A 22,689-nucleotide genomic window follows, 5' to 3' on the forward strand; every position below is an offset into this window, starting at 1 on the left:
TTATATAAAAGAAAAAAGGTGAAGAATATATGAATCTAAGCAGAAAGCAAAGCACAATGGCCTTGCTTACTTTGGCAGTAAGTGCCTTTGCAATCGGGACGACTGAATTTATCAGTGTTGGTTTATTACCCCTTATTGCAAATGATTTAAGTATTCCGGTAACTACTGCAGGGTTAACGGTTTCTTTATATGCCTTAGGGGTAACATTTGGTGCCCCTGTTTTGACATCTTTGACATCGCGAATGTCCCGCAAGACTTTATTACTTTGGATTATGATTGTTTTTATAATCGGGAATACGCTTGCTGCCTTTTCAACGACTATAGGGTTATTACTCGTTGCACGTGTGATCTCAGCATTTTCCCATGGGGTCTTCATGTCAATCGGGTCGACAATCGCTGCTGATTTAGTTCCTGAAAATCGAAGAGCGAGTGCGATTTCCATTATGTTTACGGGTCTGACGGTCGCTACTGTTACAGGTGTTCCATTTGGCACCTTTATCGGTCAACAATTAGGGTGGAGAGCAGCGTTTATGACGATTGTCATTATTGGTGTTATTGCTTTAATTGCTAATAGTATTCTCGTTCCATCACATTTACGAAAAGGGGTCAAAACATCCTTTCGTGATCAACTGAAACTTGTGAAAAATGGCCGGTTATTGCTCTTATTTATCATTACAGCACTAGGTTATGGTGGAACATTCGTCGTGTTTACCTTCTTATCGCCATTGCTTCAAGATATCACTGGATTTGAAGAAGGAACTGTAGCAATCATTTTATTGGTTTATGGCATAGCGATTGCAATTGGGAATATGGTTGGCGGGAAGTTATCGAATCAAAATCCTATCCGCGCATTGTTCTATATGTTTATTGTACAGGCGGTTGTGTTATTTATTTTGATGTTTACAGCACCTTTTAAAGTGGCTGGATTGATAACGATTTTTCTAATGGGATTATTAGCATTTATGAATGTGCCGGGTTTACAAGTCTATGTGGTGATGTTGGCAGAGCGCTTTGTTCCGAGTGCAGTGGATGTCGCATCTGCCATCAATATTGCAGCATTTAATGCTGGTATCGCCATTGGCTCTTACTTAGGTGGTATGATTACGGACTCGATTGGACTGATTCATACATCTTGGATTGGAGCGCTTATGGTTTTAGTGGCAGCCGTTTTAACGGGGTTTAGCAGAGCTTTGGAACGAAAAGATCAAGAAAATAATATCACTTTGGAGGTTGAAAGATGATGGTCAAACATTTACAAGATACAACTACTTTGCATAACGGTGTAAAGATGCCTTGGTTTGGATTAGGTGTTTTTAAAGTGGAAGAAGGTTCTGAATTAGTAAACGCAGTAAAGTCAGCGATTAACCATGGATACCGCAGCGTGGATACCGCAGCAATTTATGAGAATGAAGTAGGTGTAGGTGAAGGTATCCGAAAAGGTATAAGAGATGCAGGGATTTCTAGAGAAGAGCTATTTGTCACTTCTAAAGTTTGGAATGCTGATTTAGGGTATGAATCAACAATCGCTGCTTATGAAGCAAGCTTAGAGAAGCTTGGTTTAGCGTATTTAGATTTATATTTGATCCATTGGCCGGTTGAAGGGAAATATAAGGATGCTTGGAGAGCTTTAGAAACGCTTTATAAAGAAGGTCGTGTAAAAGCCATTGGAGTGAGTAACTTTCAAACTCATCATCTGGAAGAACTAATGAAGGATGCTGAAATTAAACCGATGGTCAATCAAGTAGAATGCCATCCAAGGATATCGCAAAAAGAGTTACAAGTATTTTGTCAAGACAATGGGATTCAGCTGGAAGCATGGTCACCATTAATGCAAGGACAATTACTAGATAATAAAGTGTTACAGGAGATCGCAAACAAGCATCATAAGTCTGTTGCGCAAATTATTTTGCGTTGGGATTTACAGAACGGGATTGTCACCATTCCAAAATCAACAAAAGAGCATCGAATTGTAGAAAATGCAAATGTGTTTGATTTTGAATTAACGATAGAAGAGATGCAAATCATTGATGGATTAAATCAGAATCTTCGTGTAGGGCCAGACCCAGACAATTTTGATTTTTAATAAAGAACTTGTAGTGTAGGGATGCATACTTTCCCTACACTTTTTCATGTGTCCTGAATGAGAGAGGCAATCAGCTTTTATTTCAAATGAGACTAACGAATGAAAATCATCAGTCTTTTTTTATACCATCAGTTATATATTTTAGAAGGAATTATGCCCCCTTTATAGAAATAAAGGGAGAGTTAAAGGTGATTGATTCATTGCATGGTTAGTACAAAGGATTGGATGTGGAAGTATGCAAAAGCGTATTCTTCTTGTGGAAGACGACAGGGAGATTAGTGAATTAATAACAGATATTTTGAGACAGGAGAGTTTCGAGGTATTTACCGCATTTGATGGGGAGGAAGCTTTATCCCTTTTCCATAAGGAGGACTTTGACTTAATCTTGTTGGATTTAATGCTTCCGCAGTTAAGTGGTATGGATGTTTTAAAACGCATCAGAGAAGAGAGTTTAATGCCTGTGTTGATTATTTCAGCGAAGGATAGTGACTTAGACAAGGCGTTAGGATTAGGCTTTGGTGCCGATGATTATATAAGCAAACCGATTTCAATGATCGAACTAACGGCGAGGGTCCATGCGGCTATTCGTAGGGCAACGCAATATCGTCCTGCGGGGACTCCAGCTATATCTCATAACATTCATTTTAAGGAATTATCCCTCGATTTACATACCTTTTCTGTACAAATGAAAGATAAGGTTGTGCAGCTTACTTCTAAGGAATTCCATATTTTAAAGCTGTTTATGACCAATCAAAATCGAGTGTTTACAAAGGAACAAATATACCATTTTATTTGGGAAGATGATTATTACGGCAATGAAAATGTAATCAATGTTCATATAAGAAGGTTACGAGAAAAAATAGAAGAGAATCCGTCTCATCCAAAGTATATTCGAACCATTTGGGGAATCGGATATAAATTAGGTGAATAGTCTATGATGGTTACTTTAATTGTTATCATGGCCATTTTAATTGTAATGAATGGATGGCAATATTATTCTCTTAAAAAAACAAAGCAACATATAAATGAAATCAGTGATAAGTTAACAAATATTATCGAACAACAGACAGCTGAAAAAGTGTTACTCCAAACAGATCAAGAGGCCATTCAACTTTTACTTATTCAAATCAACCGAATGCTTGATAACAATCAAAAAGTATTTGCCGATTACGCCAAAACAAAAGATAGTTTAAGGAAAATGATAGCCAATATGTCACATGATTTGAAAACACCACTAACAGTTATTTTAGGTTATGTAGAAAAAATAAAGCTGGATAAAACGATGGCTAAGGACGAAAAAGAAATCGTCATTTTACGCTTGCACGAAAAAGTAATGAGTCTCGTTTCTTTACTTAATCAATCCTTTGATCTTGTTAAACTAGAATCCGATGATTACCTCATGCCGTTGAGTAAGGTTTCACTTAATGAGATTTGTAGAAAGAATGTATTAGAGTTTTATGATTTGCTTGTATCAAAAGGATTTCAGGTAGAGATAGACATTCCAGAGCGGAATTTTTATATTCTTGGTAATGAAGAGGCAATTAACCGGGTGCTAAGTAATCTTATCTCGAATGCGATTCGATATGGAAATGATGGGGGCGTATTAGGTCTCACCCTTCGAGGAGATGGGGAAACCATTGCCGTAGAGGTTTGGGATAAGGGGAAAGGGATTGCAGAGGTACACCAGGACCGGGTGTTTGAACGACTATATACATTAGATGATGCTAGAAACCCTCAATTTCAAGGCAGTGGATTGGGTTTAAGTATTTCGAAACGATTAACAGAAGCAATGAATGGTACGCTGCACGTGAGTAGCCAACCATTTGAGAAGACGACTTTTACTTGTAGGTTTAAACAAATGACATATTAAGACTTCGCGAAAAGGGGTGTTCTGTTGGAACGGCTCTTTTTTTATTCAAACTTAAGAAATATGTAAGAAATGAGAAAGAAAAAAGATACTTTCTTTGCTTAAGCTAGAAGTAACAATCATAAAGGAGGTTAAGACAATGGATTACGTCGTGCAAACCAATGGCTTAACGAAAAAGGTCAAAGGTAAGGTGCTTGTAACTAATGTAAATCTTCATATTAAAAAAGGAGAAATATACGGATTTCTCGGACAAAATGGGGCTGGGAAAACGACGATCATGAAAATGCTCACGGGATTAATTCATCCTTCTTCAGGAGAGATTGCGTTATTTGGTGAAAGGCTTACAGAAAATAAGAAGTCTGGGTTGAAGCGTGTGGGTAGTATTATTGAATATCCGCTCTTTTATGAGCATTTAACAGCGAGAGAGAATCTACAGCTTCACTGTGAATATTTAGGGTTTTATGATCAAAAAGCCATTACGCAAGCTTTAGATATGGTTCATTTAAAAGGAATTGAAGGGAAAAAAGTGAAGGATTTTTCCCTTGGGATGAAGCAGAGATTGGGGATTGGCAGAGCCATCATAACAAAGCCGGAACTGATTGTTCTCGATGAACCTACCAATGGTCTTGATCCCATTGGTATAAAAGATATGAGAGATTTAATTCGCATGTTAAATAAAGAATATGGCATGACTTTTCTCCTTTCTAGTCATATTTTAGGGGAAATGGAACAGGTTGTTGATAGAATAGGTGTGATTAGGGATGGTCAATTAGTGAATGAAGTCACTTTGGCTGATATTAGGAAGCAGCAAACGGAATATATTGAGATTGTGACATCGAATGTAGAAAAATCAGTGTATTTGCTAGAGTACGAACTTCGTATTACTAATATGAAGATTATAGAAGACAATAGAATTCGCATATATGATTTAACCTTGTCCCCAAGTGAGATCTCAAAGGCATTAATTCTTCATCAGATTGATATAGAAGAGATACAAAAACATACGAGTACACTGGAAGATTATTTCTATCAAATTATCCATGGAGGTGAACAGCATGTTTAAATTAATGGAGCTGGAGTGGAGGAAACTAAAGCAAAAAATGGTGATGGGTGAGATCATTATTTATGCGGGTATTCTTATGTTTATGCCGATTTTCTTTATTAAAATGGTAAGCGCTGACTTCGGGCGAAGTTATGCGACAATTATTCAATTGATTTTGGCCATACAGATGGGCTGGGTGCTATTTGGAGCTTCTCTTATTAATCAGGTGGTTATAGATGAGTATAAGAACAAAACGTTCTCTCTTTCATTCGGCTATCCAATTAGTCGGAAAAAGTTAATTATCGCAAAAGTGCTTTTTATCTCACTCGCAGTTTTTCTCTGTACACTCGTATCCTTTCTGTTGTCAGGTATCGTCACGTATCTTCTTGATCATCTGTTCCATATCATTAATGGGCAACCAACCGTTGTAGATATTACTTCATATGCTAGTAAGATGATCATTCATTCTTTTTTCATTACACTAATTAGTTTAATTCCCCTCTTTTTCTTTGGGATTTGGAAAAGAGCAACGATTCCAACTGTCATTTGTGCCATGTTCCTTATGCAATTTCAAAACTTTTCTTCTCTTCTTAATATAAATCTCAATTCTGATCTTGTGAACGCAGGTCTATGTCTTTTGGGAGCGGTTAGCATTTTTCTTTCAATTAAGATGGTTGATAGAGTGGGGGATGTTTAGTACTAAGTTGATATTAGAGAGGGGATGGGAGATACAGGTTTTAAGTACCATGGATTCATTTCTTAAGAAACTAAAAATCAATTCTTATGAAGGTAAACGTAGCCCTAATTTTGCATATGCATAAAAGAGTACGATATAGCTTGTATAAAAAAGGAGGACAAAGGAATGGCAGAATTGATTTATCATGTGGCAATTACGGCAGACGGATATATTGCAGATCCAAACGATATAGCAGATGACAGCATTTTTCTTTATGAAGGTGACCATGGTCCGGATTTTTTAGCTGATATAAAAGGATACGGTATTGCTTTAATGGGCGGGAAGACATACGAAGTCGGATTAAAAGATGGAGTAAAGCCAGGTGAACCATGGCCTCTTGCAAAGTTTGCCAATCCCGACCTTAAGCACTATGTTTTCTCGAGTAAAATGGAGATGGAGTCAAATGAGGAAGTGAAGTTTGTAAAAGAAAATACAATTGAGTTTGTCAAACATTTAAAAAAGACAACGAATGAGAGAATTTGGCTTTGTGGCGGTGGTGAACTGGCTCATTCACTTCTTTACCATGAATTAATTGACACTCTTATACTTAAAGTGAATCCCGTCATGATAGGAGAAGGTATTTCACTTTTTGGTTCGAGCAAAAAACAAATCCAACTAGAACTAATTGACCTTAAAAAATATAATAATGGGGTTTTATTGCCTAAATACAGAATCATATACAAGTAAAGTAGTTTTTTGTGTAACCACGTATTGTTCATTACAAACACCATTAAAAGAATACCAAGCAAAACAACTTAATAGAGCTTACTACAATAAGATGTAGCAAGGCTCTTACATTTTTATATAAATGAAATAACCTTTATATAATTAATGTTAATGGAGATGTTAGATAGATTAAAAAGGAGGAGCTTATATAATGCCTGTGGCGCTTAGAGAAGTATTAAAATCAGAAAAGAATATCTTAAAAAACCTATACTCCCTGTACCTTCATGACCTTTCAAGATACACATCAACACTGGATATTGGGCCAGACGGTATCTTTGAATACGAGGGGGTTGATCAGTTTTGGGAAGTAGATGGGCTATCCCCATATTTCATCTTGATAGACGAGCGTATTATAGGGTTTATCCTCTTATTAGAGCGTCCGTTTCTAAGGAAAGAGTATGATTTTGCAGTGAATGATATTTTCTTGCTTAATAAATACAGAGGGAAAGGAAATAGTACGCGGGCTATTAAAGAGATATTTCATAAGAAACAAGGAAAGTATTACGTCATTGAACTGATTGAAAATAGAACTGCAGTATCTTTCTGGAGAAAAATATATAAAAATTTCAATATTCCATACGAAGAAAAGCAAGATATGATTGACGATGAGCTATGCTTGATTCAAACATTTAAAGTATAAATGTTAAGGTACAGACAGTTTGAAAACGAAAGATCAAACGATACAGCAGACGATAGCATTTTTCTTTAGGAAGGCGACTACTACCCTGAATTTTTATCGGACGTTAAAAAATGTGAATTCAGGCCAAAATAAATCCGTTTTTAGTGGTCAAAAAAAGATTTTAATAGTATTTATCAGACGCTTTAAAGACGAGCCAAACGCTAACGATTGGCCCCCTCCTCAGCAATTTACACATTATAATGACTCTTTAAAAAATCTATAAATAATTTAACATGACGTAAGTTTTCGACGAATGGGTTATAGAAGAGACTGGTTTCTCGGTAATAAATGTCTTCTCCAAAGTCATTTAATGAGATGGTGTATAAGTCTTCTTCACCTTCGATACTGATACCGGGTAGTACGGCGATACCAACGTTATACTTTACCATCTCTTTGCATGTAGCGGCTTGATCAGTTTCGATACTTGGATGTACAGGCTTTTGAAAATTGGTACGCCACCATTTATCAATTATGAGACTTAAGGGTGGATCTGTTTTATAAGTGATAAATGGTAGGTGAGGGATATCTTCTTTTTGAAACGGATTTTTTGATACGATAAATAATTCTTCATTACATAGTGTACATTTCTTTGCATTTAGGGAGTAATTACCGCGGATAATGGCTAAATGGATTTCTTCCGCATTGAGTGCTTCTTTCATTTCGCTGCTCCATCCCGTTTTCAGTTGTATATTTATATTAGGGTAAAGCTCTTTAAAGGCATTCAATATTCTGGGGAGGTGGTGTAGCGCGAACAAACCAGAAGCACCGATTGAGATCGTGCCCTTTATTTCTTCAGCTAGATTAGCTAGTTGATCTACGAGTAATCTTTCGTTATGTAAGGTTTGTTCTGCATGTTCATAAAGAATCCGCCCCTCTTCTGTAAAGTCAATTCCTTTTGACCCTCGTACAATCAACTCAATTTCATATTTTTTTTCGAGCTGTTTAATACGATAGGTGAGAGCAGGCTGCGATGTATACAAATTATTAGCAGTGTGTGTAATATTCTTTGTCTTGTACAAATCAATTAATAGGTGGCAATCATTAAGGTTCATAGCAATTTCCTTCCGCATTGATATAAAAATTTTTTATCGGTGTCGCTGAAATTTATTTATTTTATTCATTGGAATATATCATATATTCTGTAAAAGGAAAAATAAATTTGAATCTGGAGAGTTTTTTTACGGCTGTTGTTTTTGATTTAGTAGGCGTAATTACTGGAGGTAGTAGTGTTTAATCTTTGGAGGGGATTTAATGCGCGCAATTCTTCCTATTGCCACAGTGGTGATTGTAGCGATAGTTGGTGTAGGCATTTTTCAATTACTCTCCTTTCCTATGCCGTGGATGCTAGGCTCGTTATTTGGCGTATTGCTCACACAACTGATATGGAAAATACCTATGAAGTGGCCCGTTATGATGCGAAATATTGGGCTACTTATAGTAGGGACGGCAATTGGTCAGCTTTTTACTCTTAATATATTAGTCTCGATGAAAGACACTTTACTTTTTATGCTCATGCTCAATATTTCTTTAAGTGTATGTTGCTTTGGATTAGCCTATCTTTTGAAAATATGGGCAAAAATACCATTTGCGACAGCGATAACAGCTAGTATTCCCGGTGGGTTATCTCAATTAGTTATTTTTGCAGAGGAACAAGAGAATATTAACGTAGCTATAGTAACGTTTTTTCATGTCATTCGTGTTCTGTTTGTTGTTGGGCTTATTCCGATTATTGTTTCCCTAACTGGAGAGGCGCCGGAATCAGTCATACAAAGTTCAAACAATGTTCTGCATAATATCGGTCTAATCCTATTGGGACTTCTGTTTTTGCCAATTGGGAAAAAATTAAGATTGCCGGTGCCACATTTTTTAACGCCTGTCCTTATGGGTTTGCTATTAAGTCTATTTAAAGTAGATTTAGCCCCAATGGATAGTCACCTGTTGCATATAGCACAGCTTTGTATCGGTGCGTACATTGGATTACTGTTACATCCGAAATCTTTACGATTACCCGTTCGCGTATTAATAGGAGGGATTAGTAGTGCAATATTACTGTTAATCATCACCTTTATAATTGCAGAGGGAATGGTTTTATTATTTGATATGGATTTTGCCACCAGCTATTTAAGCACAGCTCCAGGTGGAATGGATCAAATGGGGCTCATCGCTACCGCATTACAAGCAGATGCTACACAGGTAACGATTTTTCAATTATTCCGCATGCTATTCATTTATATAGTTATTCTACCTGTATTAAAGTGGAAGATATTCAAGTGATAAAAAATTTTTATGGATATGTTTAAAAATTATGTATTTTATTTATTTCTAATCATTTCTTATAGTTAATCTATCAACGAATAAAGGGGATATGTTTGATGGCTAAATATGACGTAGTAATTGTTGGGGCGGGAAATGCGGCATTATGTGCAGCGATATCTGCAAAAGAGCAAGGGAGTTCGGTACTCGTATTAGAGAAAGGACCAATTGAAAAACGTGGTGGTAATTCATTTTTTACTGACGGCGCCATTCGTGTAGCTTATCAAAACTTAGATGCTATTACGAAAGTGATTGATTTAGATCAGGACACGATTAATAAAATTGATATGCCTGAATACAGCACAGAAGATTTCTATAATGATATTATGAGAGTTTCAAAAAATCAAAGTAAACCTGAGTTGATTCGTCAATTAGTTGATCAATCCTTACCAACGATTGAGTGGATGAAAACACAAGGTGTCGTATTTGAGTTGAACTATGCGAACCAATCTTTTGAAAAAGAAGGAAAGGTTCATTTCTGGGGCGGTTTACCAGTTAAAACCGTTGATAAAGGAATCGGCTTAATGCGCAGCTTATTTCATCGCTGTGAAGAGTTGGGAATTGAAATTTGGTATGAAAGTGCAGCCACGAATATTGTCACGGAAAATGAGGCAGTGGTGGCGATTGAAGTGCAAACAAAAGAGCAACTGCAAACGATTCAATGTGAAAGTGTTGTTTTAGCATGTGGAAGTATAGAAGCGGACAAAAAGAAACGTGCGGAAGCATTAGGAATGGAGTGGAACGAAGCAATCGTTAGAGGGACTGAGTTTAACACGGGTGATGGGATTGATATGGCGGTATCAATCGGTGCGCAAACGTTTGGTCAACGGAATGGCTGTCATGCCATTGGAACAGATGCCAATGCCCCACGAGTAGGTGATTTCCAAAAACCAGGTGATATTTTCAAAAAGCATTCTTACCCTTATAGCGTGATGGTCAATGTGGAAGGTCACCGTTTTGTAGACGAGGGAGCCGATTTCCGTAACTACACCTATGCAAAATATGGTAAAGAAATATTAAAGCAACCGAAAAATATAGCCTACCAAATTTATGATGCTAAAGTTCGCCCAATCTTACGTGCGGAGTATGATTTAGAAGAAGCGACCGTCATTGAAGCAGCTACACTTGAAGTGCTTGCAGATCAATTAGATATAAATAAAGAACAATTCCTACAAACCATTTTTGACTATAATGCAGCGGTTCAAGAAGGTGAATTCAATCCTTCAGAAAAGGACGGTAAATCGACAAAAGGCATTACCCCAGCCAAATCTAACTGGGCACAAACCATAAGTGAAGGCCCATTCTATGCCTATCCTGTGACTTGCGGGATTACGTTCTCATTTTGGGGATTAGCGACAACAATCGAAGGGGAAGTAGTCAATCAATCGAATATACCAATCGAAGGCTTATATGCTGCTGGAGAAATGATTGGCGGTATCTTCTACGAGAATTATCCCGGCGGTTCAGGCTTAATGTCTGGCGCCGTCTTTGGTAAATTAGCTGGTGCAGCGGCTTCGCGCCATGCTCAGAAAGTAAAATAACTCCTTTCACACAAGGTATTCTCGTTACCTTGTGTGTTTTTTTGTAGTGTAGTGTGCTGACAGTTCGCTTACGCTGGTTTTGATTTTTACTTTCCTGCTCTTTAATAAATTATGTTTTTTATATAAATGTAAATAATGGTAATATAATGAAGATATCTATTTCTAGAAGTTTTATGAGTAAATTTCCTGTGAGGTGTAAATCAGATAGTATGATAGGTTTTATCGCGGTCTTATTCAGCATGCTAGGATTCTTCTTAATTATTAATATGTTCCTAGCCATTTTGTATTTTTTTAGTAGTAGAGCTGGTGGAAAATTTTACAGCTGGATAACAGAGGATTTTGTGTTTCTGATGATTTTATCCATACCTTTCTTTGCTTTAACGGAACTAACTGCTAACGAATTGTATAATCGCTTTAACGGGTTTCTTGCAAGAATCCTACTGATTTTTTATATTATTACCTTATTCATCTTAGCGATCGTTTTCTTTATATTATTTGGCTATTTTGCAGAAATGGGGTAAGGGGAGACTAATGCTGTTGATTGATATCCTGTTTTAGTCTTACTTTAGTGAACACTATATAAAATATAATTTATCACCATATAAAAGAGTGCTAATTATCGAGACCACAGTTTAAGCTCATGCTGTGGTTATTTTATTATGGTTTGAAACATTATTATGCTAGATATTAATATTAATTTTAGAATTTTGTTAACATTACTACTATCTGTTTCGTCTTATAAGCATAGGAGGAGGGATATGAGAGAAGCGTTGAATATCGATGTCTTGAATAGAGAGTTAAATATTGTTTATAAATATTTATTAAAAAAAGGGGTACCCCACATAGATGCTCAAGATGCTGTGCAAGAAACAGCGCTTAAGTATATCAAATTATCTGACACGATTCGTTCATCAAAGGTACGAAGTTGGTTAATTCGTGTGGCATTGAATTACCATTATGACCAATGTCGCAAAAATAAGAAATACCACTTTAATTTAGATGAACATAGTGGTGAGCCGGAAAGTACGGAAACCCCCGAGGCGCTAGTTATCTCAAAAGAACGTGCGAGAGAATTGTCTAGTATACTCAATCAGTTAAAACCTTTTTATGCAGAGATTCTACTATTAAAATATCAATCAAATTTCACATATGAGGAGATAGCTATCATTTTGGGGATAAGCATTGGCGCTGTGAAGATTAATTTATACCGCGCTCGAAAGAAATTATTGAAGTGTTTGGAGGAGGCACGTGATGACGAATCATAAAAAGGATGAAATGGATTTTATTAGTGATTCACTATTCCGGCGTTCAGTAAGAAAGGCAAGATGGAAGCAATTTGGTTTATATTTTTTAATTTCTACGATATCCGTTCTTATTTTAATCTTCTTAGTTTTTAGTGGTGTTCAATATCTTATCAATAAAAAAATAGAAAGTGGTATGGATGAGGATTTAAACAGTTGGTCGAAAGGAGCAGGTATTATCAGCCATAATACTACCTTTCATTATAATCTCTTTAGCGCCATTGGTGAGACGGTCTATTTTAAGGAAATTGGAGGAAGACAATTTGTTTGGAATAAAGAGACAAATGAATATCCAGCGATAGGTAGAATAAAGCTTGTTAGTCGAGAGAGCGGTTTAACTGAAGGAAATAAGGTAGATGAAGAAACTAAAAGGGTTGTTCGGTACAACCAAATGAATAATGAGCGTATTGTTGATTTTTATTACCCTCGAATCAACTACAGTTATTTACCTCAGGAAATTGATATAGCTGTAGGACTCGACAAAAACACATTAGTAGAAGTAGCAATATCATTTGATGAACCGATGACTCTTAAAGAATTGGGTAATATCATGGGTGTGGAGAATATCGACTGGTTATGGGTTAATGAGCACACACCGAAACCAACAGAAGGAGATCCTGACCTGCATCATGTGTTGAATGGTGATAACGCTTATGGATATGGTGTTTCAGAAGACGATCCTTATTATAACGATGAATCAGAAACGCTAATTAGTGGAGCCATGATAAGCGGCACACCAGAGGAGTTGGAAAGGTTTAGAGATATAAGTATCATTAGGGCATCTGTTTTAGGGGTAACGATTGATAAATATTAGGATAAAAGGGGTACTCGTATGAATAACAATTACAAATGAAAGATACAAAGGTTATATCGGAAGAAAATTAATGAAAATAAGCAAGATGAGGCCGCAAATGGTCTAGAGCTTCTCCTCGTCGTTTTGATTTTAGTGGTGCTCGTTTTTTGAGTGCGGATGTGAACTGGTTTTGACGTAGTATCATCTCTGATTTGGTAAACGAAAAGGTACAAATACCCAACCAACAGTAATGTGAATAAATAAGAGAGGATGCACCCACTATGAAAAAGCTGTTCCTAAATATGATAAGTATTATTTCTTTCGCCCCTTTTATTACACAAGTCACGCAAGCAGATGTGACGAATAATCTGCGGAAGTTAAAGGATTATAGTTGGTTTAATGCTTATTTGCAGAATGAGATTTATCGCAACTTAATCATCCATAATGTCCGGGTACGGAATGTGATTGGTGAATTTAACGAAAAGAGATTTAACCATGGTTCTTATCAGAAGAAGATGGATAAGAAACTAAACACTGTACTATTAAACGAGGAAATCCGAACGAATGTATAATCGTTCGGATTTCTGTTTGTTTATTCGCCTTTTTTTACAAGTAATTTTTCCCGCGAGAGTTTGGCAGCTTGCACCATGACTGTTAGGGCTGCGACGGTTTCGTCCATGCCTCTTGTTTTGAGGCCGCAGTCAGGGTTAATCCAGAAAAGTTGTGGGTCTAGTACTTGTAAGGCACGGTCGATGTTTTTCGTTAGTTCGTCGAGTTGTGGCACCCGAGGGCTGTGAATGTCATATACACCTAAGCCGATACCTTGTTCGTAGGTGCTTTCTTCAAATGAGTGAATGAGTTCGCCGTGGCTTCTTGATGTTTCAATGGAGATGACATCAGCGTCGAGTGCTTGAATGCTTGAGATAATGTCTTCGAAATCGGAGTAGCACATATGCGTATGAATTTGTGTTTCATTTCTGACAGAAGTGGTGGCTAGTCTAAAAGCATAAACAGCAGCGTTCAGATAATCTTCCCACTTCTCTTGTTTGAGTGGTAATCCTTCACGAATGGCTGGTTCGTCTACTTGAATCATCCGGATACCATTTGCTTCTAGTGCTTCTACTTCTTCTCGAAGGGCAAGGGCAATTTGGTTTGCGACTTCGTAACGAGGGATATCGTCGCGGACAAATGACCAGTTTAAAATCGTAATCGGACCAGTGAGCATACCTTTTACCGGGTGATCTGTTAAGGACTGGGCATAGACTGTTTCTGCAACTGTCATTGGCTGTTCAAATGAGACATCTCCATAAATGAGTGGTGGTTTGACACAACGAGAGCCATAAGACTGCACCCAACCGAATTTTGTGAATTGGAATCCGGCTAATTTTTCACCGAAGTATTCGACCATATCTGTGCGCTCGAATTCGCCATGAACAAACACATCAAGGCCTAGCTCTTCTTGAATATCAATCCACTTTTTAATTTCCGTTTTGATATATGTTTGATAGTCAGTAGCAGTTAACTCTCCTTTACGCCATTTTAAACGATTTCTTCTCACTTCCTGTGTTTGTGGGAAGCTTCCAATCGTTGTTGTAGGTAGGAGTGGTAGTTGGAAGGCTATTTTTTGTGTTGCTTGACGAACAGAATAAGGTGCTTCGCGCTCTGCTAGTGATGATGGTAAGTTTTGAATGGCTGTTTGTACTTGTTGATTGTTTCTAATAGAAGATTGATTTAGCACCTCGATAGCAGTTCGTCTCTCGTTTATCTCATCTTGGATTTGCTCTTTTCCTTCTCTTATTCCTTTCGTTAGCACTACGATTTCTTGTAATTTTTCATCAGCAAAGGCGAGTGCGGTCTTTAATGTATGATCTAGTGTTTCTTCAATTTTGACTGTAACGGGTACATGCAATAAGCTGGATGAAGGCTGGATGATTAAGCGATCTTTCGGAACAATTGCTGTAATTTTTTCTAGAAGAGAGAGCTTATTATCAAGTTTGGCGCCCCAGATATTACGGCCATCGATGAGACCTGCAGCTAATACTTTATCACTTGGGAAGCCGAATTTTTGTAAAGAAGCGAGGTTTTGACCTGCATCATGGACAAAATCAAGGCCGATCGCTTGCACAGGTAATGAGGTAACAGCTTCAAAATGAGTGATGCTTTCAAAATACGTTTGTAAAATGATATTTATCTGTGGTGCTGCCTGGTGTAATGTTTGGTAAACTGCTTGATAGAGTGAGATGTCTTCTTCTGTGAGGGTAGTTGCTAAAATAGGTTCATCGATTTGTACCCACAAGGCACCTTCTTGCTGTAATTCTTTTAAAATTTGTGCATAAAGAGGAACGAATTGATTGACGATTGATTTGAATTCACTTTCTTTATAGCCCTTTGATAATTTCACAAACGTAATCGGGCCCAAGATAACCGGTTTCCCGTCGATTTCAAGCTTCTCTTTTCCTTCTTTATAAAAGGCAAGTGGCCGGTTTTCAGCAAGTGTTGGCGTGAGGTTGTTGAGTTCTGGCACGATGTAGTGATAGTTTGTGTTAAACCATTTGGTCATTTCAGCTGCCACGGCATCTTTGTTCCCTCTGGCAATATCAAAATACGTTTCGATATCAACCTTCCCACCTCTGTATGTAAAACGCTCAGGAACAAGTCCAAACATCACAGCTGTATCAAGGACATGATCATACAGTGTGAAATCGCCAACCGGGATGAGATCAACGCCAAGTTGTTTTTGTTTCTCGAGAGAGGATAAACGAATGACTTCCATTTGTTGCAGAAAAGTCTCTTTATTCAACTTACCACTCCAAAATTGTTCTAGAGCTTTCTTCCACTCCCGCTTCTCGCCAATTCTTGGATAACCTACATTTGAGCTTTTTACTTCAGTCAATTTAAACACTCCTTTAGATTGTATTTTCTCAACAAAAAATCTCTCTATTTATTATTAAATGAGAGATTCATACGCAATATTAACTAGAGTTGAGACCATTTGATTTGCTCAACACGTATTCATCACTCCTCTCTATGCATCCGTAGAGTCTAAGTGCAAACAACAGACAGGTCTCCTGACTTCGGATTATCGCTCGTTATCCCTTCCCATTTCTATTATGAAATAGTGGTCAATGATAAGTCGCTCTCCTTCACAGTGGCGGGACCGTGCCGGCATTCCACCGGGCTTCCCTTTTAAGCAATCATGCATCTGTTGCCTTTGTTATTAAGTTTTGAAAATACAAAAGACCTCTCTAATTAAAAATAGAGAGGTCTTTATCCTCTCTTATTTGCCAAAGCTATTACACTTTGCAGGAATTAGCACCTTTTTAACAAATAATTGTTAAAGGTTGCTGGGTTTCATCGGGCCAGTCCCTCCACCTCTCTGAATAAGAGAATTACATATTTATAATATTTTGAATTTTACAGATAGATTAGCATAATAAATGGAAGCTGTCAAAATAAATTCTTCATGAGTGATATATATCATCAGATTCAAGCCACTTGCGAAATTTATGTAGATGGTAATAATGCTTGCCATTAAGAATGACTTTTGGTGCGTGAGGATGCTTCTGTAATAGATCCTTCATGTCAGCTTCACTTAAATAAAAGTAAAGATGAAGGTGGCTTTGCTCCACAAGTAAATGATTCATATTACCTTCATTTTTACTACTAAATTGCTTCAACCCATTGCCTATGAAATAGCCAAGTAATGCTAAACCGGCGGCAATCCAAATAAAATTCAACTCGAATTCCAATTTGTACTCCCCCTTAAATACATATATATCTACTTTAACATCTCCTAACGAATAGTAATAATATATTTTTTAGTGCCGAATCGGATCAATGCCCCCATAATTAAACCAATCTACCCTGTCTATCGCACCATCTTTCATAGATTGTATACTTGTCCGAGAACAAAATTGGCCAAGCTGTATATATTGATATTACTTAGTGTTTTTCTCGGGTTTGTGATGGAAAAGGCTATAGTTAGCACAAAGGAGACTATTAATTTTGCTGAAGGAGAGAAGTGAAGTGTTATGAATCTATCTGTTATTATTCCCATTCAGAATGAAGAATCTACGTTGTCAGCCGTTTTAGAAGAGTTAGTGAAGATTGAGCCATATGAAATCATCGCTGTTTTGAATGGTTCAACAGATGGATCGGAGAAAATAGCGGAAGCATTTGAATGTAGAAAGCTTGTTTATAAAGAACCTCTAGGGGTGGATATTGGACGAGCAATTGGTGCAAGGGAGGCAAAAGGAGATACGCTTCTTTTTATTGATGGTGATATTGTCGTTAGAGCACAGGAGCTACAAGCACTGCTTGATGGCATTCAGGATGGGGCTGATATTGCCCTAAATGATTTAAGCTGGACAATGAAGCGCCCCATTAGACCACATCCGACAGCAGTATCAAAGTTCTCTCTTAATCATTTTTTAGGTAAAGGTGAGTTATCCGTTAATTCCTTAGTCGCTGTTCCTCATGTGATGAAAAAATCAGCGCTTGATACAATTGGTTGGGAGAATTTAGCTTGTCCGCCATTAGCTCATAGTATAGCTGTGATGAAAGAATTAAAGATGAGTGCACCAGTAGCCATTGATGTGATTGCTACAAATAAGATTCGACCGAAACATCAACAGAAGATTACGGGCTCCTCTTTTTCATTTTCAACAAGTTTAATAATTGGTGACCATTTACGTGCAGTGGCCCAACTGATTGAAGAGAGAGGATATCGCGGTGGTTTAAACGATGGCAGGCGAAATCGGCAATCTTTTAAGGAATATGTACAAGCCTTTTCGGTAAAGGAAGAGAAACGAGCGAAGTATAGTGCGATTATTCCTGTAGGGAAGGAGCCGGATACGATTGCTGAAGTGATTGCTGAGGTAAAGAAGGCAGGCATTGATGAAATCATTGTTGTGTTAAATGGAGCAGATGAACGAACAAAGGAAAAGGTAGAAAAGTCAGGTGTGAAAGTGATTGCGTTTGACCAGGCACTCGGACATAACATTCCAAGAGCGATTGGTGCGCTTCACAGTACAGGAGATATCTGTTTGTTCTTAGATAGTGATTTTGTTATCAAAGCAGAAGATTTAACCCCTTTTATACATGCTGTAGAAGAAGGGGCAGATATTGCTTTAAATGATTTAGAAATATTGCTCGACCGTGCCCATCCGTTGCATTCTGTGAGTGCTGCTAAGTACCTTCTGAATATGGCACTGAAAAGAGAGGACCTCACCGTTAATTCTCTCACTGCTATTCCACATGCAATGAGCAGGAAAGTGATTGACGAGATTGGTATCCTCACATTAATGTCTCCACCGTTATTTCAAGCAAAGGCAATTCTAAAAGGATTTAAAGTCGAATCCATTCATTATGTCGATGTCGTCAAGCCAAATAAAATTAGAAAACAGCATCACAGGCAAGCCGATGGTCGGGTCGAATCAACTGACCGGATTCTAGGTGACCACATTGAAGCATTTTCATATTTACTATCGTTCAATCAGAGATGCGGTTATACAGATGGCAATCGAAAATGGGACATGCTCCAAGGTCAAATAGATAGAGTTGCTGTTATTGGTCTCGGCTATGTTGGTCTCCCACTGGCTCTCCACTTAGCAAAAAAGGGCTGTCATGTAACGGGCATCGATCAAGATACTCATAAGATTGAGTTATTACAGCAAGGGAGCAGTTATATTCCTGATGTAAAAGATGAAGAGCTGCAAGCGGTTCTAAATTTCATTCCAAAACATACGGATGCAGCTATAGCTTTGCTTAAAGCCGCTGAGTATATCATCGTCACAGTTCCAACCCCAATTGACGAACATCATGAACCGGATTTAAGAGCGATGATTGCCGTTACTAACTATCTTTGCCAATATTTACAGACGGGACAAACGATTATTTATGAAAGCTCTACTTATCCGGGAACAGTAGAAGAGGTGATTGAGCCTATATTCACACGCCATCACTTTAAAGCTGGTGAAGACTACTACTTATGTTATTCACCCGAGAGAATTGATCCTGCAAATAAGCAATATACGTTAGCCTCTATCCCAAAAGTAATTAGTGGTCAAACAGAGAGCTCTCTTGCGAAAATTGATCAGTTTTATGCAAAGTATTTTGCTGAAGTTGTGCCAGTAAGCTCGCCGAAAGTTGCAGAGTTAGCTAAGTTATTTGAAAATACACAGCGATTAGTCAATATTTCACTAGTGAATGAGTTGGACGAGCTATGTGAACGATTAGACATTGATTTTTATGAAGCCCTGCAGGCAGCTGCGACAAAGCCATTTGGATTTACTCCTTATTGGCCTGGTCCGGGAATAGGTGGACATTGTATCCCTGTTGATCCGATATATTTACAATGGAAGCTCAATCAATACGGCTTAAGCAGTCAGCTCGTAGCAGCAGCAAGAGAAATTAATGATACGATGCCTCAAAAAATCGTCAAAAAAGTAGAAGCTGAATTAGCAGGGGAGACCGGGGCAATCCTTGTTGTTGGCCTAGCGTATAAAAGGGATGTGAACGATGTCCGTGAATCCCCAGCTTTAACAATTTTTAACGAACTCTTGCAAAAAGGTTATCAGGTAGACTATCACGATCCTTATGTACCAACAGTTGTTCTTGAAAATAAAAGCTATCAATCTGTTCCGTTAACAAACGAGACATTATCAAAGTATCAATTAACCCTGCTTCTTACGGACCATAGTAATTTGGATTATAAACTTTTATCGAAAGTAGAAAATATCATTGATACGAGGCATGTATTAAAAACAGGGAAATGAACAAGCGATACTATATTCCTTGTAAGGGGGTGATGCCACTTAAAGATGTAAGGAGACGATGCTTTTTGGATGGTTCGTGTTTATCTTTGATTGTTCCTATTAGTCGGGATGCGAGTAATCAGTATGTGAGTAAGTTAATCCAGACCTATCAATCTATCACAAATGTTGAGCTAATCTTTGTTGCCCATAAATTATTAAATGTTGATCCGTTTCGTCTCGTAGTAAATGATGCTTGGCAACATGTCTACGAAGCACATGTCATCGGGGCAAAAAAGGCAACAAGATCATGTATGTTATTTTTAGATCTCAACCAACATATTACGGTACCAACGCTCCAGCAATTTTTACAACCTCTGATGGACAATAGCGCGGACGCTGTTCTCAATAATATGGACTATGAATTTCAAAAAAAACACCGCCACATTCCTTCTACTATTTTCCCGCAAATAACCAATGCTTTTATCCATCGTTCGGATTTAAAAATAGACCAAATCGTGTTCGTCCCTTATGGACTCTCTAGAAAAGCAGTAGATACTATTGGTATCGATACGCTTAGCAATCCTGTTGAAGCACATGTGAAATTAGTTCAACAAGGCTATGTATTGTCACATCAGCTTCCTATTCGTAATATCTTTCAGCTGCAAAATCAAGTGTGGGATAGGAAAGATGACAGGAGAAGAATAGACGATTATTTACAAGCTTACACACAAAGGTTCCCGCCTAATAGCCGATCAAAGTTTTCTGATGGTGAAAGAAGATTAGATGTACTAGATTCTGTTATCCAGGGCCATCAGCCAACTATTAGAAAAAATGACCATGCCAACAATCCCTTATCCCAGTTATCAGTTATCATCCCAGCTCAAAATGAACAAGCACGAATTAAGGCAGTAATTGAGGAGTGTATGCGATTAGGTCCGTTAGAAATCATCGTTGTAGTGAATGGGTCAAATGATCAGACAGCGGTTCATGCATATGATGCAGGGGCAACGGTTATTCAGTTTGCTGAAAAACTAGGTTTAGATACTGGTAGAGCGATAGGTGCCCACTTTGCCACCGGAGAGATTTTGTTATTTGTTGATGGCGATTTTGTCATCGCGATGGAAGACTTACAGCCATTTGTACAGGCTGTAGAGAGGGGCGTTGATGTTGCAGTAAATGACCTCAATGCTAGCTTAAAACAGCACTGGCCACTTCACTTAGTTACTGCCTGTAAATACGCAATAAATGTAGCATGTAATCGAGCTGATTTAGGTGTGGGTTCCACTGTTGCTGTCCCCCATGCCTTGAGTAGGAAAAGTATTGAAAAAGTCGGTGTTGGGTCACTAGCTAATCCTGTATTAGCTTACGTAAAGTTACTTGTTAATCATTGTGTAGTCGAAAATGTACACCATGTTGAAGTGGATAAAATCAATCGCTTTCGCCCGCATACTCATTATGCTAATCGAAAAGGATGTCTAGCCCCCACTACTTCAGTCATCGTCGGTGATCATTTAGAGGCGATGATATATTTAGGGAATTTACAAAAAAAAGGAGAGAAAAAGAATGGCTTGTAAAGATGAAAGTTGTTTTGATGTGTGTCTAAAATTGGTGGTAAATACGAATAACAGAAGGGCAGAAACGTCCGTTGAGTGCGATGATGCTTGCGGTGGTATCGAGTTCGAATTTGAAAATGGTGTCATTCAAATCACTTTACCACTTGTAGCGTGTGTGGAGACGACATTAAAAGATGATTTAAGTGCAAGTGCAGAGCTAACAAGCTTATCTTTACCAGGCTATCAATAAACACAAGGAGTGAATGGAAATGGCATGTAGTCATAAAAGTTGTTTTGATATTTGTTTGAAGATCATAGTAAATACGAGAACAGGAAGAGCAGAAACGGAAGTGCAATGCGATGAGGTCTGCCCAGGTCTTGAGTTTGAATTCGAAAATGGCATCATTATCATCACGATTCCACTAGTTGCCTGTGTGGAAACAACCTTAAGAGACTCCCTGCGTGCAGATGCACAACTCGTCAGTTTATCTTTGCCAGGTTATTCTTGAACAAATAAGGAGTACGGAACCTGATACCATTTTGGTGTGAGGTTCTTTTTATACATAAAAAAGATGGATGTTGATGTGTTTAAGAGTGAGGAGGAATAGAGAGAAACTCTTGTCTAGTCGGTCAAAGTCGGTTTAAGAACTGCGGGAAAAAAGGAAAACAGTCGCTCTTGGGATACTAATATATGTTGATAACGGGAAAAAAGAGACACCGTCGAATAGGAGGGGATATCTCACCTTTAAGCCCTTCTCAATTGGAGAGAGATAGAAAAGGGAAAAATCAATTTTGTGCACCATCCTCAGAGATGTTGAATTTTTGCTCTTCATTCAGGCTGAAATTGGCTAACGAGAGCCAAGTATGCATAAATTACGAGTCATACAAACGGAAATGAGTTAACCAGAGGTAAGCAAACTGTGATTGCGAGTCCCTCAAGAGGGAATCTGTAAAGGAGAGGTGAGCAAACTGTGATTGCAAGTCCCTCAAGAAGGAATCTGTAAATGAGAGGTGAGCAAACTGTGATTGCGAGTCCCTCAAGAGGGAATCTGTTAAGGAGAGGTGAGCAAACTGTAATTGCGAGTCCCTCAAGAGGGAATCTGTTAAGGAGAGGTGAGCAAACTGTAATTGCGAGTCCCTCAAGTAGGAATCTGTTCACGAGAGGTAAGCAAACTGTAATTGCGAGTCCCTCAAGTAGGAATCTGTTCACGAGAAGTGAGCAAACTGTGATTGCAAGTCTCTCAAGAGGGAATCTGTAAAGGAGAGGTGAGCAAACTGTGATTGCAAGTCCCTCAAGTGG

21 protein-coding genes, 1 pseudogene and 2 riboswitches are annotated in these 22,689 nt (G+C 38.0%); of the genes and pseudogenes, 19 read left to right on the top strand and 3 right to left on the bottom strand.

Annotated features, from left to right (window positions below):
- Positions 1–29 precede the first annotated feature (29 nt).
- The 8 genes from U9M49_RS16825 (at position 30) to U9M49_RS16860 (ending at position 7,094) form a co-directional block, all read left to right on the top strand.
- Positions 30–1,241 (top strand): MFS transporter, encoded by a 1,212-nt coding sequence (locus tag U9M49_RS16825; protein ID WP_322910235.1) that lies wholly within the window; start codon positions 30–32, stop codon positions 1,239–1,241.
- The gene (locus U9M49_RS16830; RefSeq protein WP_322910327.1) at positions 1,241–2,083 is read left to right on the top strand and encodes an aldo/keto reductase; all 843 of its coding nucleotides are present in this window, start codon (positions 1,241–1,243) and stop codon (positions 2,081–2,083) included. Before U9M49_RS16825 ends, U9M49_RS16830 begins: the two co-directional genes overlap by 1 nt.
- Before the next feature lie 235 nt (positions 2,084–2,318).
- Positions 2,319–3,014 (top strand): response regulator transcription factor, encoded by a 696-nt coding sequence (locus U9M49_RS16835; RefSeq protein ID WP_307315804.1) that lies wholly within the window; start codon positions 2,319–2,321, stop codon positions 3,012–3,014.
- A 3-nt stretch (positions 3,015–3,017) separates the two neighbouring features.
- Positions 3,018–3,953: a sensor histidine kinase gene (locus U9M49_RS16840; RefSeq protein ID WP_322910236.1), complete on the top strand. Its 936-nt coding sequence runs from the start codon at positions 3,018–3,020 to the stop codon at positions 3,951–3,953.
- Positions 3,954–4,089: 136 nt separating this feature from the next.
- The gene (locus U9M49_RS16845; RefSeq protein ID WP_095371049.1) at positions 4,090–5,013 is read left to right on the top strand and encodes an ABC transporter ATP-binding protein; all 924 of its coding nucleotides are present in this window, start codon (positions 4,090–4,092) and stop codon (positions 5,011–5,013) included.
- Positions 5,006–5,689 (top strand): ABC transporter permease, encoded by a 684-nt coding sequence (locus U9M49_RS16850; protein WP_095371048.1) that lies wholly within the window; start codon positions 5,006–5,008, stop codon positions 5,687–5,689. Before U9M49_RS16845 ends, U9M49_RS16850 begins: the two co-directional genes overlap by 8 nt.
- A 165-nt stretch (positions 5,690–5,854) precedes the next feature.
- The gene (locus tag U9M49_RS16855; RefSeq protein WP_095371047.1) at positions 5,855–6,415 is read left to right on the top strand and encodes a dihydrofolate reductase family protein; all 561 of its coding nucleotides are present in this window, start codon (positions 5,855–5,857) and stop codon (positions 6,413–6,415) included.
- A gap of 190 nt (positions 6,416–6,605) precedes the next feature.
- Positions 6,606–7,094 (top strand): GNAT family N-acetyltransferase, encoded by a 489-nt coding sequence (locus U9M49_RS16860; RefSeq protein WP_322910237.1) that lies wholly within the window; start codon positions 6,606–6,608, stop codon positions 7,092–7,094.
- 227 nt (positions 7,095–7,321) lie between these two features.
- Here the strand turns inward: U9M49_RS16860 and U9M49_RS16865 are convergent, their stop codons facing one another.
- A complete protein-coding gene (locus U9M49_RS16865; RefSeq protein ID WP_095371038.1) occupies positions 7,322–8,185 on the bottom strand; it encodes a LysR family transcriptional regulator in 864 nt (287 codons plus the stop codon).
- A gap of 199 nt (positions 8,186–8,384) precedes the next feature.
- On the opposite strand from U9M49_RS16865, the gene U9M49_RS16870 reads away from it, so the two are divergent.
- The 6 genes from U9M49_RS16870 (at position 8,385) to U9M49_RS16895 (ending at position 13,653) form a co-directional block, all read left to right on the top strand.
- Positions 8,385–9,407 (top strand): AbrB family transcriptional regulator, encoded by a 1,023-nt coding sequence (locus U9M49_RS16870; protein WP_095371037.1) that lies wholly within the window; start codon positions 8,385–8,387, stop codon positions 9,405–9,407.
- A 98-nt stretch (positions 9,408–9,505) separates the two neighbouring features.
- A complete protein-coding gene (gene tcuA / locus U9M49_RS16875) occupies positions 9,506–10,987 on the top strand; it encodes an FAD-dependent tricarballylate dehydrogenase TcuA (RefSeq protein ID WP_322910238.1) in 1,482 nt (493 codons plus the stop codon).
- 209 nt (positions 10,988–11,196) lie between these two features.
- Positions 11,197–11,508, top strand: coding sequence for a hypothetical protein (locus U9M49_RS16880; protein WP_233435324.1), 312 nt, complete (start codon positions 11,197–11,199; stop codon positions 11,506–11,508).
- A 237-nt stretch (positions 11,509–11,745) separates the two neighbouring features.
- Complete coding sequence (locus U9M49_RS16885; RefSeq protein ID WP_095371035.1) at positions 11,746–12,252, top strand: RNA polymerase sigma factor; 507 nt, start codon at positions 11,746–11,748, stop codon at positions 12,250–12,252.
- Positions 12,239–13,102: an anti sigma factor C-terminal domain-containing protein gene (locus U9M49_RS16890; protein WP_095371034.1), complete on the top strand. Its 864-nt coding sequence runs from the start codon at positions 12,239–12,241 to the stop codon at positions 13,100–13,102. The genes U9M49_RS16885 and U9M49_RS16890 overlap by 14 nt, the downstream gene beginning before the upstream one ends.
- Before the next feature lie 260 nt (positions 13,103–13,362).
- Complete coding sequence (locus U9M49_RS16895) at positions 13,363–13,653, top strand: hypothetical protein (protein ID WP_095371033.1); 291 nt, start codon at positions 13,363–13,365, stop codon at positions 13,651–13,653.
- 20 nt (positions 13,654–13,673) lie between these two features.
- On the opposite strand, the gene metE is transcribed toward U9M49_RS16895, so the two are convergent.
- Both metE and U9M49_RS16905 read right to left on the bottom strand, forming a co-directional pair.
- A complete protein-coding gene (gene metE / locus U9M49_RS16900) occupies positions 13,674–15,974 on the bottom strand; it encodes a 5-methyltetrahydropteroyltriglutamate--homocysteine S-methyltransferase (protein ID WP_322910239.1) in 2,301 nt (766 codons plus the stop codon).
- A gap of 147 nt (positions 15,975–16,121) precedes the next feature.
- Positions 16,122–16,302, bottom strand: a riboswitch (cobalamin riboswitch).
- A gap of 53 nt (positions 16,303–16,355) precedes the next feature.
- A riboswitch (SAM riboswitch) is annotated at positions 16,356–16,468 on the bottom strand.
- 74 nt (positions 16,469–16,542) lie between these two features.
- A complete protein-coding gene (locus U9M49_RS16905; protein ID WP_322910240.1) occupies positions 16,543–16,830 on the bottom strand; it encodes a DNA-binding protein in 288 nt (95 codons plus the stop codon).
- 282 nt (positions 16,831–17,112) lie between these two features.
- Here U9M49_RS16905 and U9M49_RS16910 point away from each other — a divergent pair.
- The 5 genes and pseudogenes from U9M49_RS16910 to U9M49_RS16930 form a co-directional block, all read left to right on the top strand.
- Positions 17,113–18,624, top strand: a pseudogene (locus U9M49_RS16910) (glycosyltransferase family 2 protein); the annotation flags it as partial.
- The gene (locus U9M49_RS16915; protein WP_322910328.1) at positions 18,616–19,857 is read left to right on the top strand and encodes a nucleotide sugar dehydrogenase; all 1,242 of its coding nucleotides are present in this window, start codon (positions 18,616–18,618) and stop codon (positions 19,855–19,857) included. The pseudogene U9M49_RS16910 and the gene U9M49_RS16915, both read left to right, overlap by 9 nt.
- A 65-nt stretch (positions 19,858–19,922) precedes the next feature.
- Positions 19,923–21,410 carry a glycosyltransferase family 2 protein gene (locus U9M49_RS16920; protein ID WP_307315779.1) on the top strand — a complete coding sequence of 496 codons (1,488 nt, stop codon included), beginning with the start codon at positions 19,923–19,925 and terminating at the stop codon, positions 21,408–21,410.
- Positions 21,400–21,639, top strand: coding sequence for a hypothetical protein (locus U9M49_RS16925; protein ID WP_095371029.1), 240 nt, complete (start codon positions 21,400–21,402; stop codon positions 21,637–21,639). The genes U9M49_RS16920 and U9M49_RS16925 overlap by 11 nt, the downstream gene beginning before the upstream one ends.
- Positions 21,640–21,658: 19 nt before the next feature.
- On the top strand, positions 21,659–21,898 hold the full coding sequence (locus U9M49_RS16930; protein WP_095371028.1) for a hypothetical protein: 240 nt from the start codon (positions 21,659–21,661) through the stop codon (positions 21,896–21,898).
- Positions 21,899–22,689: the final 791 nt, after the last annotated feature.

This window comes from Cytobacillus sp. OWB-43 (assembly GCF_034651445.1).
Lineage (GTDB): Bacteria > Bacillota > Bacilli > Bacillales > Cytobacillaceae > Cytobacillus > Cytobacillus kochii.

What these genes read in the sequence shown, in the direction of transcription:
- U9M49_RS16845 (WP_095371049.1), top strand. Translation starts at nt 4,090, where the DNA reads ATGGATTACGTCGTGCAAACCAATGGCTTAACGAAAAAGGTCAAAGGT.
- U9M49_RS16840 (WP_322910236.1), top strand. Translation starts at nt 3,018, where the DNA reads ATGATGGTTACTTTAATTGTTATCATGGCCATTTTAATTGTAATGAAT.
- U9M49_RS16895 (WP_095371033.1), top strand. Translation starts at nt 13,363, where the DNA reads ATGAAAAAGCTGTTCCTAAATATGATAAGTATTATTTCTTTCGCCCCT.
- U9M49_RS16835 (WP_307315804.1), top strand. Translation starts at nt 2,319, where the DNA reads ATGCAAAAGCGTATTCTTCTTGTGGAAGACGACAGGGAGATTAGTGAA.
- U9M49_RS16880 (WP_233435324.1), top strand. Translation starts at nt 11,197, where the DNA reads ATGATAGGTTTTATCGCGGTCTTATTCAGCATGCTAGGATTCTTCTTA.
- U9M49_RS16860 (WP_322910237.1), top strand. Translation starts at nt 6,606, where the DNA reads ATGCCTGTGGCGCTTAGAGAAGTATTAAAATCAGAAAAGAATATCTTA.
- U9M49_RS16890 (WP_095371034.1), top strand. Translation starts at nt 12,239, where the DNA reads ATGACGAATCATAAAAAGGATGAAATGGATTTTATTAGTGATTCACTA.
- U9M49_RS16930 (WP_095371028.1), top strand. Translation starts at nt 21,659, where the DNA reads ATGGCATGTAGTCATAAAAGTTGTTTTGATATTTGTTTGAAGATCATA.
- U9M49_RS16825 (WP_322910235.1), top strand. Translation starts at nt 30, where the DNA reads ATGAATCTAAGCAGAAAGCAAAGCACAATGGCCTTGCTTACTTTGGCA.
- U9M49_RS16865 (WP_095371038.1), bottom strand. Translation starts at nt 8,185, where the DNA reads ATGAACCTTAATGATTGCCACCTATTAATTGATTTGTACAAGACAAAG.
- U9M49_RS16830 (WP_322910327.1), top strand. Translation starts at nt 1,241, where the DNA reads ATGGTCAAACATTTACAAGATACAACTACTTTGCATAACGGTGTAAAG.
- U9M49_RS16915 (WP_322910328.1), top strand. Translation starts at nt 18,616, where the DNA reads ATGCTCCAAGGTCAAATAGATAGAGTTGCTGTTATTGGTCTCGGCTAT.
- U9M49_RS16855 (WP_095371047.1), top strand. Translation starts at nt 5,855, where the DNA reads ATGGCAGAATTGATTTATCATGTGGCAATTACGGCAGACGGATATATT.
- U9M49_RS16850 (WP_095371048.1), top strand. Translation starts at nt 5,006, where the DNA reads ATGTTTAAATTAATGGAGCTGGAGTGGAGGAAACTAAAGCAAAAAATG.
- tcuA (WP_322910238.1), top strand. Translation starts at nt 9,506, where the DNA reads ATGGCTAAATATGACGTAGTAATTGTTGGGGCGGGAAATGCGGCATTA.
- U9M49_RS16885 (WP_095371035.1), top strand. Translation starts at nt 11,746, where the DNA reads ATGAGAGAAGCGTTGAATATCGATGTCTTGAATAGAGAGTTAAATATT.
- U9M49_RS16925 (WP_095371029.1), top strand. Translation starts at nt 21,400, where the DNA reads ATGGCTTGTAAAGATGAAAGTTGTTTTGATGTGTGTCTAAAATTGGTG.
- U9M49_RS16870 (WP_095371037.1), top strand. Translation starts at nt 8,385, where the DNA reads ATGCGCGCAATTCTTCCTATTGCCACAGTGGTGATTGTAGCGATAGTT.